The sequence below is a fragment of the Aldersonia kunmingensis genome, from assembly GCF_001646865.1.
In the GTDB taxonomy this organism is placed as follows: Bacteria; Actinomycetota; Actinomycetes; order Mycobacteriales; family Mycobacteriaceae; genus Aldersonia; species Aldersonia kunmingensis.
This window is the reverse complement of the sequence record NZ_LRRB01000104.1, coordinates 1-15,593: the sequence shown is the minus strand read 5'-3', so window position 1 is coordinate 15,593 and position 15,593 is coordinate 1. Positions and strand designations below refer to the sequence as shown.

12 protein-coding genes are annotated in these 15,593 nt (G+C 67.1%); 3 read left to right on the top strand and 9 right to left on the bottom strand.

The annotated features are described in order from the left end of the window. Positions 1 to 65: 65 nt before the first annotated feature. Positions 66 to 1,562 (top strand): MFS transporter, encoded by a 1,497-nt coding sequence (locus tag A8G08_RS07690; RefSeq protein ID WP_068272322.1) that lies wholly within the window; start codon positions 66 to 68, stop codon positions 1,560 to 1,562. Positions 1,563 to 1,612: 50 nt separating this feature from the next. On the opposite strand, the gene A8G08_RS07685 is transcribed toward A8G08_RS07690, so the two are convergent. The 8 genes from A8G08_RS07685 to A8G08_RS07650 all read right to left on the bottom strand — a co-directional run bounded on the left by A8G08_RS07685 (position 1,613) and on the right by A8G08_RS07650 (position 9,433). Further along, positions 1,613 to 2,104: a metallophosphoesterase family protein gene (locus A8G08_RS07685; RefSeq protein WP_068272318.1), complete on the bottom strand. Its 492-nt coding sequence runs from the start codon at positions 2,102 to 2,104 to the stop codon at positions 1,613 to 1,615. A gap of 186 nt (positions 2,105 to 2,290) precedes the next feature. Beyond that, positions 2,291 to 3,469 (bottom strand): MFS transporter, encoded by a 1,179-nt coding sequence (locus A8G08_RS07680; RefSeq protein ID WP_068272315.1) that lies wholly within the window; start codon positions 3,467 to 3,469, stop codon positions 2,291 to 2,293. A gap of 53 nt (positions 3,470 to 3,522) precedes the next feature. Beyond that, a complete protein-coding gene (locus A8G08_RS07675; RefSeq protein WP_068272388.1) occupies positions 3,523 to 4,896 on the bottom strand; it encodes an LLM class flavin-dependent oxidoreductase in 1,374 nt (457 codons plus the stop codon). A 179-nt stretch (positions 4,897 to 5,075) separates the two neighbouring features. Further along, positions 5,076 to 6,449, bottom strand: coding sequence for an LLM class flavin-dependent oxidoreductase (locus tag A8G08_RS07670; protein WP_068272312.1), 1,374 nt, complete (start codon positions 6,447 to 6,449; stop codon positions 5,076 to 5,078). Positions 6,450 to 6,458: 9 nt separating this feature from the next. Further along, positions 6,459 to 7,190 carry an ABC transporter ATP-binding protein gene (locus A8G08_RS07665; RefSeq protein ID WP_068272311.1) on the bottom strand — a complete coding sequence of 244 codons (732 nt, stop codon included), beginning with the start codon at positions 7,188 to 7,190 and terminating at the stop codon, positions 6,459 to 6,461. Further along, the gene (locus tag A8G08_RS07660) at positions 7,166 to 8,011 is read right to left on the bottom strand and encodes an ABC transporter permease (protein ID WP_084436023.1); all 846 of its coding nucleotides are present in this window, start codon (positions 8,009 to 8,011) and stop codon (positions 7,166 to 7,168) included. The genes A8G08_RS07665 and A8G08_RS07660 overlap by 25 nt, the downstream gene beginning before the upstream one ends. Continuing rightward, positions 8,011 to 9,093 (bottom strand): ABC transporter substrate-binding protein, encoded by a 1,083-nt coding sequence (locus A8G08_RS07655; protein ID WP_187344444.1) that lies wholly within the window; start codon positions 9,091 to 9,093, stop codon positions 8,011 to 8,013. Before A8G08_RS07655 ends, A8G08_RS07660 begins: the two co-directional genes overlap by 1 nt. Before the next feature lie 133 nt (positions 9,094 to 9,226). Continuing rightward, on the bottom strand, positions 9,227 to 9,433 hold the full coding sequence (locus A8G08_RS07650; RefSeq protein WP_068272309.1) for a PspC domain-containing protein: 207 nt from the start codon (positions 9,431 to 9,433) through the stop codon (positions 9,227 to 9,229). A gap of 151 nt (positions 9,434 to 9,584) precedes the next feature. On the opposite strand from A8G08_RS07650, the gene A8G08_RS07645 reads away from it, so the two are divergent. Then, positions 9,585 to 9,923, top strand: coding sequence for a hypothetical protein (locus A8G08_RS07645; protein WP_068272382.1), 339 nt, complete (start codon positions 9,585 to 9,587; stop codon positions 9,921 to 9,923). Between the two features lie 138 nt (positions 9,924 to 10,061). Here A8G08_RS07645 and A8G08_RS07640 read toward each other — a convergent pair whose 3' ends face one another. Next, positions 10,062 to 11,585, bottom strand: a complete 1,524-nt coding sequence (locus A8G08_RS07640; RefSeq protein WP_084436022.1) for a DUF4407 domain-containing protein — start codon at positions 11,583 to 11,585, stop codon at positions 10,062 to 10,064. 542 nt (positions 11,586 to 12,127) lie between these two features. Between A8G08_RS07640 and gltB the strand changes: the two genes are divergently transcribed. After that, a partial coding sequence (gene gltB / locus A8G08_RS07635; protein WP_068272298.1) for a glutamate synthase large subunit occupies positions 12,128 to 15,593 on the top strand: 3,466 nt, incomplete at its 3' end.

Genomic DNA, 15,593 nt, shown 5'->3' with positions numbered 1-15,593 from the left:
AGTGAACGCTTCCGTTCACTCCGGAAATCGGCGCGCGGCGAAGAGCAATTTGGAGAGGTGCAGAAATGACTGTCGTGGCCGAGCGCGCCGTTGTGCGCGCAACAGCCGGGGCAAAGGAATGGCTCGGGCTGGTGGTGCTCGCCTTCGCGGTGCTGCTCATCGCGATCGACGCCACCGTTCTCGACGTTGCGCTGCCGTTCATCAGCGCCGACCTGGAGCCGACTGCGCCGCAGCTGCTGTGGATCATCGACGTCTACTCGTTCGTGCTCGCCGGCCTGCTCATCACGATGGGCACGCTGGGCGACCGCATCGGCCGACGCCGGCTGCTGCTCATCGGCGCCGCCGGATTCGGCGTCGCGTCGGCGATTGCGGCGTTCGCCGTCAGCCCCGAAATGCTGATCGCCGCACGTGCATTGCAGGGTGTCGCCGGTGCGACGCTCATGCCCGCGACACTCGGCTTGATCCGCGCGATCTTCACCAACCCGCGGCAGCGCACCACGGCGATTGCCGTGTGGGCGGCGATGGCCGGTGGTGGCGCGGCGGTCGGCCCGCTGCTCGGCGGCTGGCTGCTCGAGCACTTCTGGTGGGGCTCGGTGTTCCTGATCAACCTGCCGCTGATGCTCGCGCTGATCGTGTTCGGGCCGTTGGTCATTCCTGAGGCGCGCGATCCGAAGCCGGGCAAGTTCGACATCCTCAGTGCGGCGCTTTCGATGCTCGCTGTGCTGCCGATCGTGTACGCGATCAAGGAGATTGCGGCACACGGCCCGAGCCTTGTCGCGGGTGTCGCGGCGATGCTCGGCGTGCTGGCCGGCGCGGTATTCGTAGCGCGTCAGCGCAGCCTGACCGACCCGATGCTCGACCTGAGCCTGTTCGGCAACCGCGCCTTCCGCATGGCGGTGACCACCGACTTCCTGTCGGTGTTTGCGCTCGCCGGACTGCTGTTCTTCGGAGCGCAGTACCTGCAGGTGGTCGCGGGGCTGTCACCTCTCGAGGCGGGCCTTGCGATGCTGCCCGGCACTGCGACGAGCGTCGCCGCCTCGATCGGCGCGGCCTGGCTCCTCCGCAGCTTGCGGACGGGTCTCGTCCTGGCTTCGGCCGTAGCCACATCGGCGCTCGGCTCGGCGGTCCTGCTCGCCACCCAGGCGGGCGGCAGCATCAACGCCTTCGTCATCGGATTCGTGCTCGTCGGCGCCGGTGTGGGTACCGCGCTGACGGTGACCTCCGACATCGTCGTGAGCTCGGTCGAACCGGCACGAGCCGGTGCCGCATCGGCGGTGGCCGAGACGGCCTATGAGCTCGGTGCCGCGGCCGGTGTCGCCGTGCTCGGCAGTGTCGTCCTCGCGGTGTTCCGTGGCGGCATCGACCTTTCGGGGCTGACGCCGGAGCAGGCGGTGACCAGCGAAACGCTCGGTGGCGCGGCCGAGGTCGCGGGCGAACTCGGCAACCCCGCGTGGTTTGTCGAGGCAATGCACGGCGCGTTCGTGAGCGGCATGCACGTCGCCGCCGCAATCACCGCGGTGGTGCTTGCGGTCGCGGCAATGCGGGCCATCCGCCTGCGCTGATCGGCGAAGCATCCAACCGGTCGTCATCGGCCGGTTGGGTGTGGACCCGATCAAAGCCGGTGCAGCTCAACCTCACTCAGCACCCCGTCGGCAACGACGGCAGTCATGTAGGTGCAAGACGGCTGCCGCCTCCGATCGGTCGGTGACCCGGGATTGAGCAACCGCAGCCCGGTCTCAGACGTCGTGTCCCACGGAATGTGGCTGTGCCCGAACACCAATACGTCGGTGTCCGGAAAGGCGGCCGACATTCGTCGCTCCCGTCCGCTCGAGTTGCCGGTCTCGTGCACGACGGTGAACCGCACGCCGTCGAGCGTGGCATCGGCGCGTTCGGGCAGTCGAGCTCGAATGTCGGCGCCGTCGTTGTTGCCCCAACAGGCGAGCAGCAGGCGGGCACGGGATTCGAGCGCGTTGACCAGGTCGACGTTCATCCAGTCACCCGCGTGGATCACCACATCCGCACGGTCGACCTCGTCCCAGACCGGCGTCGGCAAATCGCGCGCACGCTTGGGCACGTGTGTGTCGGAAATGATCAGCAGCCGCACGGGTCCAGTCTGCCGGTGCCCAGCGTCACAGCGCCCCTGGAATAGCTAGGCGGCCTATGCGTTGTAAACGTGTGGGTCGGTGCGTTCCGAATCCCCCGGGCTCAAACCTTTGCCTCCGCAGAGTTCCGTTCGGCTGGAACTGCGGTGTGCCACACGCCGAGAGGCGATCGAGCGCATCGACCCTTTTCACGTCTTCTCCAGGTCCGCCAACCCCGGCGCGCGTGCCGCGAACTGCGGCACCGGATCGATGATCCACCGCCGCATTGCCGCCGCGCCCAGTCCGGAGACCCCCGCGATCGCGGCCGCCGCCACGGCGAGCACACTCACCGCGCTGGTCAGCCCCACCACGATCGGACCGGCGAACATGCCCACGTCGTGCATGAGCCGCCACGCTCCGAGGAATTCGGCACGCTGTTCGGGTGGTGCCACGTCCGCGCCGATAGTCATGATCACGCCGTTGCTCAGGCCGTTCGCGAACCCGAGCACGATGCCAACCATCCCCATCGTGATCGCACCGCCGGTAAGCGGCAGCATCAGATAGCCAACGGCGAACAAGACCATCGACGGCACTGCGACCGCACTTCGCCCGAATCGGTCCATCAGCACGCCGGACGGGTACGACATGAGCACGTCGACCGCGCTGGCGACGCCGAAGATCAGACTCGTTGTTGTCGCGCTGAGCCCGATATGCGCTGCCCAGAGGGGAAGCAGCGCGTTGCGAGCCGCTCGGGCGGCGCCCATTGCCAGCGCGCCCGAACCGAGAGTGGCGAGCAGTCTGCGGTGCTCGACGACCACGGCGAACACGGAGTCCGCTGCCGGTGTGCGTTCATCGGACGGGTCGGGCAGCGTCGCCATCAGGGCACCGGCCGCGATGGTCGCGATCAGCTGGATCCACAGCCCGCCGCTGAGCCCGATGAAGTGCACTGCGGCCGCGCCGAGGAACGGCCCGATGAAGAACCCGAGCCGCGCCGAGCCCGCAAGGGCGGACAGGGCGCGGCCCCGATCGTTCGGCGGCACCGCGGCAACCAGATAGGACTGGCGGGCCAGGCCCCACACCGCGGCCGCGATGCCGGAGACGAGCAATCCCGCTCCGAGCACGATGAGCGAGTTCGCCAGAATGCAGGCCAGCATGCCGAGCGCACCGAGTGTCGAACCGAGCACGACGGCCCAGCGCTCGCCGAGTCTGGCGACCGTTCGCCCCGCCGGAAGGTCGCCGATCACCATGCCGAGCCCGCTCAGCGCGACGATCAGCCCGGCGAGGCCGGGCGATGCGCCGAGCGCGAGGGCCTGCAGCGCGAAGACCGGTGCCGCCGCGCCCTGACCGACGCCGAAGATCGCCGCAGGTGCGAACACCTGCAGCGTCATCGCCCGCAGTCGAACGGGTTCGGCAGTTACTCCTGTGTCGTTGGTACAGCCACTCACCGGGCGGCCGCGACGAGTTCCGGCTCGCTCACCTCGCCGGCACCAGCGAACTGACTCTCCGGACGCGGCAACCCGAAGTGGTCACGCAGCGTGGTGCCTGTGTACTCGGTTCTGAACAGGCCACGTTCCTGCAGGATCGGAACGACGGTGCTGGCGAACACCTCGAGGCCGCCCGGGTACAGCGGCGGCATCACGTTGAAACCGTCTGCGGCACCGTTCGTGAACCATTCCTCGAGGATGTCGGCGATCTGTTCGGGCGTGCCCGCGACGACGTTGTGCCCGCGACCGCCGGCGAGGCGGTGCAGCAATCCGCGCAGGGTTGGACGCTCGCGCTCGACGATTCCGGCGATAACCTGCACCCGGCTGCGGTCGTTGTCGGTGACATCGCCCGAGCCTGCGAACAGATCGAGCGGCACCTGCTCGTCGAGATCGAGGTGGCCCAGCCGCAGCCCGAACACGCGCTCCAACTGCGCAAGTCCGTATTCGGGCACGGTCAGTTCGTTGAACTCACGCTGAAGTGCCTTGGCGCCGGACTCGGTGTCGGCGATGAATGGGCTGATGCCGGGCAGGATTTTCACGTGGTCGGGGTTGCGGCCGAACTCCGAGGCGCGCTTCTTGATGTCGGTGTAGAACGCCTGGGCGTCCTCGATCCGCTGGTGTGCGGTGAAGATCGCCTCGGCATAGCGTCCGGCGAACCCGCGCCCCTCGTTCGAGGCACCGGCCTGGACCAGCACCGGGTGGCCCTGCGGGGTGCGTGCCGCGTTGAATCGACCACGGACCCGCACGTGCTCGCCGGAATGGTTGACCTCGTGAATCTTCGAGGTGTCGGCGTAGATTCCCGCGGCCCGGTCGAGGACGATCGCGTCGTCCTCCCAGCTGTCCCACAGCGCGATGACCGCGTCGACGAACTCACGTGCGCGCGCGTAGCGGTCGACCGGCTCGGGGTGCCCGTCCAGCCCGAAATTCGCGGCCGCCAGGTCCGACGCGGTGGTGACGATGTTCCAGCCGGCGCGGCCGCCGGAAAGGTGATCGAGCGACGAGAACAAGCGGGCGAGATTGTAGGGCGCGTAGTAGGTCGTGGACGCGGTGCCGATCAGGCCGAGACGGGTCGTGACCGCGGCGATTGCAGTAAGCGCTGTGATCGGTTCCACGCCGAGCGGGACCGAGTACTCGACCTTCTGGTGCAGCGCAGGGATATCGGCGAAGAAGACCGCATCGAACTTCGCGTCCTCGGCGATACGGCCGAGTTCCTGGTAGTAGGTGATGTCGTAGATCCGGTCCGGCTGGCTCGCGGGGTGACGCCACGCCGCCTCATGGTGACCGGCCGGGTAGATGAAGGCATTGAGGCTGAGTTGACGTAGCGCAGACATGCGCGCCATTCCACCGGAGATCGTTAGCGGACAACACCTTTTGCGTTGCCGTGAATAGAAGGCGCGCGGTATCGATCACCGCTTGATGCACGGCTGAGGACTACCCGCTCGCTGCAGTGGCCGAGGCGAACGGGATCGCGGCGGGCGCGCTGGACCGGCCGCCGCGTTGCAAGACCCGCTCACCGCGAGGTAGTGACGAGCTCCGGCTCGTGCACTTCGCCGGCACCGGCGAACTGGCTTTCCGGACGCGGCAATCCGAAGTGGTCACGCAACGTCGTTCCGGTGTACTCGGTACGGAAGAGGCCGCGTTCCTGCAGGATCGGGACGACCGTGCTGGTGAACACCTCGAGTCCGCCCGGGTACCAGGGCGGCATCACGTTGAAGCCGTCCGCGGCGCCATTCTTGAACCACTCCTCGATGGTGTCGGCGACCTGTTCCGGCGTACCGGCGAAGACGCGATGGCCGCGGGCACCGGCGAGCCGGTGCAGCAATCCGCGCACGGTCGGGCGCTCACGCTCGACGATTCCGGCGATCACCTGCACGCGGCTGCGCTCGTTGTCGGTGACATCGCCTGCGCCCTCGAACAGTTCGAGCGGGATCTGCTCGTCGAGACCGAGATGCCGCAGGCTGAAGCCGAACATCTTCTCCACCTGAGCGAGGCCGTACTCGGGCACGGTCAGCTCGTTGAACTCGCGCTCGAGCGCCTTGGCCTCCGCCTCGGTGTCGGCGATGAACGGGCTGATGCCGGGCAGGATCTTCACGTGGTCGGGGTTGCGACCGAACTCCGCGACTCGCTTCTTGATGTCGGCATAGAAGGCCTGCGCGTCCGACAAGCGCTGGTGCGCGGTGAAGATCGCCTCGGCGTAGCGGCCGGCGAACCCACGCCCCTCGTTGGAGGCACCGGCCTGGACGAGCACCGGGTGGCCCTGCGGAGTGCGCGCCGCGTTGAACGGCCCGCGCACCCGCAGATGCTCACCGGCGTGATTGATCTCGTGGATCTTCGCGGGGTCGGCGTAGATACCCGACTCGCGGTCGAGCACGATCGCGTCGTCCTCCCAGCTGTCCCACAGCGCCACGACGGCATCGACGAACTCGCGGGCGCGTGCGTATCGCTCGGTGTGTTCCGGGTGCTGGTCGAGCCCGAAATTGGCTGCGGCCAAATCGGTTCCGGTGGTGACGATGTTCCAGCCCGCGCGCCCACCGGAGATGTGGTCGAGCGACGAGAAGAGCCGGGCGAGGTTGTAGGGCTCGTAATACGTCGTGGACGCGGTGGCGATGAGCCCCAAATGGGTGGTGGCGGCGGCGATTGCGGTGAGCAGGGTGATCGGCTCGAGCCCGGGTGCGGCGAAATGCTCGACGTTCTGGCGCAGTGCCGGACCGTCGGCGAAGAACACCGCATCAAACTTGGCGGCCTCGGCAGTGCGGCCGATCTCCTGGTAGTAGGTCACGTCGTAGATGCGGTCAGGGCTGCTCGACGGGTGCCGCCAAGCTGCTTCGTGGTGGCCGGACGGGTAAATGAAGGCGTTCAAGTTGAGCTGGCGAGGTTCGGTCATCGGTGCTCCTTAATTTCGGACGCCGAGGCTGTCGAGCAGTTCCTGGCGGTACGCGGCGAATGTCGGGTCGGCATGTTGGCGTGGGCGGGGTAGATCGATGCGGCGGTCGAGTCCGATCTGCCCCTCGTGCAGGACGAGGACCCGGTCGGCGAGGACGACTGCCTCGTCCACGTCGTGCGTCACGAGCAGCACTGCGGGACGGTGCCGCGCGCACAGTTCCTGCAGCAGCGCGTGCATCTTGATCCGGGTAAGCGCATCGAGCGCGCCGAACGGTTCGTCTGCGAGCAGCAGTTCCGGCTCGCGGACCAGAGAGCGCGCCAACGCAACGCGCTGCTGCTCGCCGCCGGACAGTTCCTTGGGCCATGCCCGTTCGCGTCCGGCCAGCCCGACCTCATCCAGCGCCTGAATGCCGCGCTGCCGGGCGTCCGGGCCGCGTAGGCCGAGGATCACGTTGTCCAGTACTCGCGCCCACGGCAGCAGCCGCGAATCCTGGAACACCACAGCGCGTTTCGCCGGGACGGTCAGCTCGCCGGAACCGGGCACATCGTGGTCGAGCTTGGCAAGCGCACGCAGCAACGTGCTCTTGCCCGATCCGCTGCGGCCGAGCAGGGCGACGAACTCGCCCGGCGCGATGTCCACATCGATCCCGCGCAATACGACCCGGTCGTCGAAGCCGCGGACCAGGTTGTGCGTGTTGACGCTGAGTCCCGCGCCGTTCAATCTCCCAGTGACTGTCGCCATGACAATGCCCTCCGCTCCAGTCGGCGCACGGCGGTATCGCTGATCAGGCCGAACAGCGCGTACACGACCAGGCCGACGACGATGACGTCGATCTGCCCGTAGGTGCGTGCCTGGGTCATGAGGTAGCCGATGCCGCTCGTCGCGTTCACCTGCTCCACGACGACGAGCGCGAGCCAGGAGATGGTCACAGCCATCCGCAGTCCGGTGAAGAAGCCGGGCAGCGAACCGGGGAGTGCGACGCGACGGACGAACTGCCAGCGCGAAAGCCCGACGGTCTCAGCGAGTTCCACATGCTTGGCATCCACGCCGCGCAGCTGGGCGTGCGTGTTGATGTACACCGGGACCAGCACGCTGGTGGTGATCACGATGATCTTCATCTGCTCGCCGATGCCGAACCACACGATGAACAGCGGAATGAGTGCCAGTGTCGGGATGGCCCGCTTGATCTGGATCGGGCCGTCCACAATTGCCTCGCCGAGCCGGGTCAGGCCTGCCAGCAGCGCGAGCACCAGGCCGATCAAGACCCCCAGCACCAGCGAAATTGCCGCCCGCTGAACCGAAGTGAGCAGGTTGCTCTGCAGCCGGCCATCGGCGATGAGGTCACCGGCGGTCTGCGCGACGGTCCACGGCGCGGGCAGGGTTTCGGGATCGAGCGCTCCCGCCGCCGAGCTGATCACCCACGCGGCTACCAGCAGCAGCGGCCCGATAGCCGCGCCGAACGGGATCGCCCGCCCGGGTCCGAGCCTGCGGCGCGAGGCCTTCCGCTCCCGGAGTTCGGTGCTACCGCGGGCCTGTGCCCGCGGCAGCGCCTGAACTGCCATCAGCTGGACTTCCGCTCGAAGCTCGCGCCGACCTCGTTGACGGTCTGGGTGATCACCTCGTCGAAGCGCAGGTCGATTGCGTCGGCGGCCTTGATCTCCTTGGGTAGCTGGCCGGCGCGGTCGATGACGTCGATGGTGGACTGCTGGCGGTCGATGATTTCCTGATCGAGGTGCGGGAACGAGTACTGGCCGAGCGAGGCGACGATCGCCTGGCCCTCCTCGGGCTTCAGCTTCTGCTGCCAGACGTAGTACTTCGCGATGAATTCGTCCGGATGCTTGTTGGTCCAGTCGATCGCGCGGACGAGCGAGGCAACGTAGGCGCGCAGCGCGGCTGCCTTGGCCGGATCCTGCAGCACCTCGCGCCGGGCGTAGAGGTAGCTCAGCCCGGTAGCGGTGCCCGAGGCTTCCGCTTCGGAGAGAGTGTGCGTGCCGGGCGTACGCAGCACGCGCGTCAGCGTCGGTTCGCTCAGCGGCGCGACGTCCACCTGACCGGTGCGTACCGCGTCCGGGAACTCGGACAGCTGCAGCCGAACAAGTTCCACGTCTTCGGGTTTCAGGTTGGCCTTCTCGAGCGCGCGCAGCACGACGACCTGCTGGGCGGTGCCCTCGGCGAACGCGATCTTGCGTCCCTTCAGCTCGGCGACGGTGTCGAGGTCGTCATGGCCGGGGCCGACGGTGATGCGGATGCTGTTCGGGTCGGTCTGGAATGCCGCGATGATCGGCACGTCCTGGCCGGCGAGCTGCGCCTGAATCGGGGGAGTGTCACCGACGAGAGCGACATCGGCGGCTCCGGCACGGAACGCCTCGAGGATCGACGGCCCGCCGACGAAGTTGGCGAATTCGTGCGCGAACGGCAGTTTGTCCAATTCGCCTGACGCGCTGAGGAATCCCTTCTGCCGTTCGGACTGATCGGCGATGACGAGTTTGGTGCCCGCCGGGATCTCGGTCGGCAGCGCGGCATCGGCCGCCACGGCGTTATCGGGGGTGTCGTCGGACGCGCATCCGGATATCAGGGAGGCGACGCCAGCGGTCGCGGCAATGAGCAGGGCCGGGACACGGCGCTGCAGACGGAAGGCATGCATTTCCCGATCACAACGGGGATCGTTAGCTTGCAACACCTTTTCGATAGCCGTGAACTAAAGGCTCCCGCGCGCTCTCGATCTCGAGCCGAAAGTACGGGTGTTTCAACGCGTTGTTGAGCGGCGAGAATGATTCTTACTGCGCCGGCATGATCACGATTGCGGCCAGATAGGCAATGATGGCCGCGCCGCCGCTGAACACGGTCGCAACGACGACCGCCAAACGGATCAGGGCGATGTCCCAGCCCGTGTACTCGGCGAGGCCACCGCAGACCCCGGCCACCATCTTGTCGGAATTCGAACGGGTCAGGCGCTTCACGCCACCGTTTTCATAGGTTGTCATGCCTGCCAGTGTTGTTCGCCAGGTGATGCCCGCACATCGGGGAAGCACCCGATTTCCACCCTGAACTTTCCCCGGGGGGCGACACCGCGGCACCGTGAACGCGGGCGGATCAGCCCACCGGGTTTGTCTGCGATCGGCAACAATGGCGTACATGGCACGTGACGTCTCCAACGACAACCCACTGACGCCAGCAGAACAACTCGATTCCGACGAGGTTCGCAACGACGACGGCGACGAGGTCGTCGATCCGCCGCAGCAGTGGATCGACGCCGACGAGGATGAAACGCTCGGCGAGCGGCTGGCCGCCGAGCTACCCGACGTCGGGCCCGACGACATCGACCCCGCTGACGCCGACACCGACGACGGGACGATCCAGCTGCAGTCCAACGACGCGATCGATCGGCTGGACCCGACCGTGCACGGTCGCACCGAAGGACAGATCGACGGCACACCCGAGGACGGCGATTCGTTCTTCGACATCAACGAGTGAGCCAACCCGCCACGGACCGATCCGACCAAGCGTCGACGATGGCCCCTACGACTACTGCTGACGAATTTCTCCACAGTCCTGCACCGGCGGCCGAAACGCTCGCGACTGCGCAGTTTCCCCGCAGGAAGCCACGTGCGTTCAGCGCGGCAGCGACCGCCGCGAGAACCGCGCATTGATCGCCGGACGACCACCGAGCGCCTGGCGTTCCTGCGACGCATCCTGGATGCGGTCGACGCTGGCGTGCACGACCTCGTCGATAACCACGGGCTCCTGATCCGGCTGCGGCACATCCTCGGTCCGCACAGTCACCCGCGACGTGTGCCGCACGGTCACCGTGAACTCCTCGACCTCCTCGATCACCTGCCGCGCCATCCGCACCGGGTAGGTGGCAGTCGTATCAATAGCGCGCGAAACCGAGGCGGGGACGAACGGGCTGAACAACCGGGTCGCAGCGCGGGTCGCAGATTCGATCGAATCCAGGAGGTCCGGGCTGCGCCGCTCGGGCAGTGCGGGACTGCGGCCTGCCGGGCTTGCCTCGAGCGCTCGCACCGGTTCAGCCGGAAGTACGCGCGCGGCAACGACAGGTGCGGCAACAGATTCCACGGCGGTGGCGACGCGAGCCATTTCCCGCTCCTGCACGATCGCGGTATCGGCGGCCAGCACCGCGCGATCCTGCTCTGCGCGCGCGGCGACATGTCGGTCCTGCGTTGTCTCACCACGCCACCGGCGCAGCAGCATCGGTAGCAGGGTCAGCATCGTGGCGAACGCGATGAGGATCAGTCGCAAGACGAGCGCGCCGGGGTTGTCGAAGGTGTAACCGTTCATTGCGAGCCAGCGATCACCGAGCCCGCCGGACGATTGCGCTGCCGCGTCATCGTGCGCGCGGTCCACCGCGGCGGTGCGGTCGTTGATCACCGAGTCGAGCTGCGCGGCGCGTTCGTCGCGGTTGTCCAGCGCAGAGTTCAGCTCGGCCTGCGCATCGGCGAGCAGTTCGTTCGCCGTCAGTGATTCCGGGCCCGTGCCGGGGACGCCGGTGATCCGGGTCGGTGGGCATTCGGGGGAGGGGTTGAACTCGCAGCGCGCGGTGACGAGTGCGTCGTCGCGGAGAGCGCGGGCGTCGGTGACGGCGGTGTCGAGCGCGGCGCGGTCGGTCTGCGCCCGGTCGAGTTCGTTCTGTGCGCGCACGACGGCAGGGGACTGAGCGGCACCGGCCTGCGCCTCATCGGAGAGCCGCCGGTCGACTGCACCGGCGAAAAGCACAGTGGCCAGCAGTTCGCCGATGACCAATCCGACGACAAGAGCGACGCCGATCCGTCCGGCAAGGCCACGGCGTGCGGGTGTTCCACCGGCGATCGCACGCGCCACCGCGGCGACGATGACACCGAGCGGAAGTGCTGCGGCGGCGGCGGCCGGCCACGGCCAGGACGTCGTCTGAGTCAGTGCCGCGGTGGTAATCAGCCAAGCCAGCAGACCCACGAGGGCCACGAGCGCGCCGGCAAGCGCGAACGTGGACCGCTCCTCGGCCTCGGGCAGCTCACCGCGGTGCCCGCCGCCGAGCACAACGAGCGCGGACTCGAGGCGGCGGACGAGGGTGTCCGGACGCGTCGGTGCGCCTGCCTGTTCTGGGCCCACAGGTTTCGGGCCGTCTGGTTCAGTGCTCACGCCATTCCCCCTTCGAAGTCATGCCCGGCGCATGGCAAGGTCGACGCCGGAAGTGATCTTGGTCTCCCACACCCTGTCAGTTATCACCCAGCGAGAAGCGTGCCGGATACCCCGCTGTGGGCAGGTTCACACGGAATCTACTTGTCAGTAGCGCCACATGCCGTTCGTGCAGAACCGTGCAAATTCTGCCTTACACTGTGCGTAACCGAGATGCGGCAGCGGCGCCGACATTTCCCAGGTAGAAGGGTGTATAAGGGTGCCCTTGGTTGGTGGTTTCCCGAGGGTTTGACTTATCGTTGCCATTTGATGTCGAACACTCTTCGACATCTGTGCGCGAACAGTACAAACGCCGAGACGCTGTCCACGATGCGATAACACCGCTAGGAAGCCATCAGAGTCCGGGTAATTGCTGTTCGCAATCGATCGCGAGACAGTGTCGCGAACCGATGTCCTGCGACGCTGCAGGTCGACAACCGCAGATCCCCTCTGCACCAGGGATGACCACCGACGCTGCTGGTTATCGATGCACACGAAGGCTAGGTATGAAGGAATTCGAGCGGAGCCCGCGCAGCGAGCAGGCCGCACTCCCAGGCCATCGGTCCCCCGGACCCATTGGCCTCTACGACCCTATCAATGAGCACGACGCTTGTGGCGTTGCATTCGTTGTAGATATGTACGGTCGTCGCAGCCGGGACATCGTCGAAAAGGCCATCACCGCCCTGGAGAACCTCGAGCACCGCGGTGCAGCTGGTGCCGAGCCCAACACGGGTGACGGTGCAGGCATCCTGATCCAGGTTCCGGACAAGTTCTACCGCGCCGTTGTCGACTTCGAGCTGCCCGAAGAGGGCGCCTACGCGACCGGTATCGCATTCCTTCCGCAGGCCCGCGCCGAGGCGCGCAAGGCCGGCATCGGTGTCGAGCAGATCGTCGAGGAAGAGGGCCTCGCCGTGCTCGGCTGGCGTGCCGTCGAGACCGATGAGACCTCGCTGGGCGCGCTCGCGCGCGACGCGATGCCGACCATCCGTCAGCTCTTCATCGGGCAGCGTCCGGGCTCGCGTACTCCGGTGACGGGCATGGAACTCGAGCGCCGCGCCTTCGTCATCCGTAAGCGCATCGAGCACGAGCTCGTGTCCAAGGTTTCACGCGGCGATTCGGTGCCCCAGGGCGTCTACTTCCCGAGCCTGTCCGGCAAGACCATCGTCTACAAGGGCATGTTCACCACGCCGCAGCTCAAGGCGTTCTACCTCGACCTGCAGGACGACCGGGTGGAAAGCTCGCTCGGCCTCGTGCACTCGCGCTTCTCCACCAACACGTTCCCGTCGTGGCCGCTGGCGCACCCGTTCCGGCGCGTCGCCCACAACGGCGAGATCAACACCGTCACCGGCAACGAGAACTGGATGCGTGCCCGCGAGGCGCTCATCTCGTCCGACGTGTTCGGCGACAGCGAGACGCTGAAGAAGATCTTCCCGGTCTGTACCCCCGGGGCGAGCGATACCGCGCGCTTCGACGAGGTGCTCGAGATGCTGCACCTCGGTGGCCGCAGCTTGCCCCATGCCGTGCTGATGATGATCCCCGAGGCGTGGGAGCGGCACGAGAACATGAAGCCCGCGCACCGGGCCTTCTACCAGTACCACTCGGCCCTCATGGAGCCGTGGGACGGTCCCGCGTCGGTCACGTTCACCGACGGCACCGTCGTCGGCGCCGTGCTCGACCGCAACGGCCTGCGCCCCAGCCGCATCTGGGTCACCGACGACGGCCTCGTCGTGATGGCCTCCGAGGTCGGCGTGCTCGACATCGAGCCGTCCAAGGTCGTGCAGAAGGTCCGGCTGCAGCCGGGCCGCATGTTCCTCGTGGACACCGAGCAGGGCCGGATCGTCTCCGATGAGGAGATCAAGGATCAGCTCGCCGCCGAGCACCCGTACGAAGAGTGGCTCGATGCCGGCCTGCTGAAGCTCGCGGACCTGCCCGATCGCCCGCACGTGCACATGTCGCACGACCGCGTCCTGATCCGGCAGCAGATCTTCGGCTACACCAACGAAGAGCTGAACATCCTGCTTTCGCCGCTCGCCAAGACCGGCGCCGAGGCGATCGGCTCGATGGGCACCGACACGCCCATCGCCGTGCTCTCGGCCCGTCCTCGGCTGCTGTTCGACTACTTCTCGCAGCTGTTCGCGCAGGTCACCAACCCGCCGCTGGACGCCATCCGCGAAGAGGTCGTCACCAGCATCTTCAGCTCGCTCGGCCCGGAAAAGGACCTGCTCAACCCGGGTCCGGATTCGTGCAAGCAGATCGTGCTGCCGCAGCCGATCCTGGACAACGACGATCTCGCCAAGCTCGTCCACATCAACGACGAGGGCACCAAGAGCCACCTGCGCTCGGTGGTCGTGCGTGGTCTGTACCCGGTCGCCGAGGGCGGCGAGGGTCTGCGCAATGCGCTCTCGGCGATTCAGGCTCAGGTCTCCGTGGCCATCGACGGCGGTGCGCGCATCATCGTGCTGTCCGATCGCGAGTCCAACGAGAAGCTGGCGCCGATCCCGTCGCTGCTGCTCACCTCTGCCGTTCACCACCACCTGGTCCGGGAGAAGACCCGTACCAAGGTCGGCCTGATCGTGGAGGCCGGTGACGCCCGCGAGGTGCACCACATGGCCATGCTCGTCGGCTTCGGCGCGGGCGCGATCAACCCGTACATGGCGTTCGAGTCGATCGAGGACATGCTCGATCGCGGCGGATTGACCGGCATCACGTACGAGAAGGCTGTCGCCAACTACGTAAAGGGCGCCGGCAAGGGCGTGCTCAAGGTGATGTCCAAGATGGGCATCTCCACCTTGGCCTCCTACACCGGTGCACAGCTCTTCCAGGTGATCGGCCTGTCCCAGGAACTCGTGGACGAGCACTTCACCGGCCTGCGCAGCCACCTCGGTGGCATCGGCCTCGACGAGATCGCGGCCGATGTCGCGGCTCGGCACGCCACGGCCTTCCTGCCGAACCCGAAGGAGCGCGCGCATCGCGAGCTCGAGGTGGGCGGCGAGTACCAGTGGCGCCGTGAGGGCGAGTACCACCTGTTCAACCCGGACACGGTGTTCAAGCTGCAGCACGCCACCCGCAGCGGGCAGTACTCGATCTTCAAGGAGTACACGAAGCTCGTCGACGATCAGTCCGAGCGTCTCGCGTCGCTGCGTGGCCTGTTCCGCTTCCGCACCGAAGAGCGCGAGCCCATCTCCATCGACGAGGTCGAGTCGGTCGAGGAGATCGTGAAGCGGTTCTCCACCGGCGCGATGAGCTACGGCTCCATTTCGTCCGAGGCGCACGAGACCCTCGCGATCGCGATGAACCGAATCGGTGGCCGGTCGAACTCCGGTGAGGGCGGCGAGGATCCGCGTCGTTTCGATCCGGACGAGAACGGTGACTGGCGGCGCAGCGCGATCAAGCAGGTCGCGTCGGGCCGGTTCGGTGTCACCGCGCACTACCTGACCAACTGCACCGACATCCAGATCAAGATGGCGCAGGGTGCCAAGCCGGGTGAGGGCGGCCAGCTGCCGCCGCACAAGGTGTACCCGTGGGTCGCCGAGGTCCGTGGTTCGACGCCCGGCGTCGGGCTGATCTCGCCGCCGCCGCATCACGACATCTACTCGATCGAGGATCTCGCACAGCTGATCCACGACCTGAAGAACGCGAACCCGCAGGCGCGGATTCACGTGAAACTTGTCTCCGAGGTTGGCGTCGGCACCGTCGCCGCGGGTGTGTCGAAGGCACACGCCGACGTGGTGCTGATCTCCGGTCACGACGGTGGCACGGGTGCGTCGCCGCTGACGTCGCTCAAGCACGCGGGTGCGCCCTGGGAGCTCGGCCTCGCCGAGACCCAGCAGACCCTGCTGCTCAACGGTCTGCGCGACCGCATCGTCGTGCAGGTCGACGGCCAGATGAAGACCGGACGCGACGTGGTGATCGCCGCGCTGCTCGGCGCCGAGGAGTTCGGTTTCGCAACCGCGCCGCTCGTCGTCTCGGGCT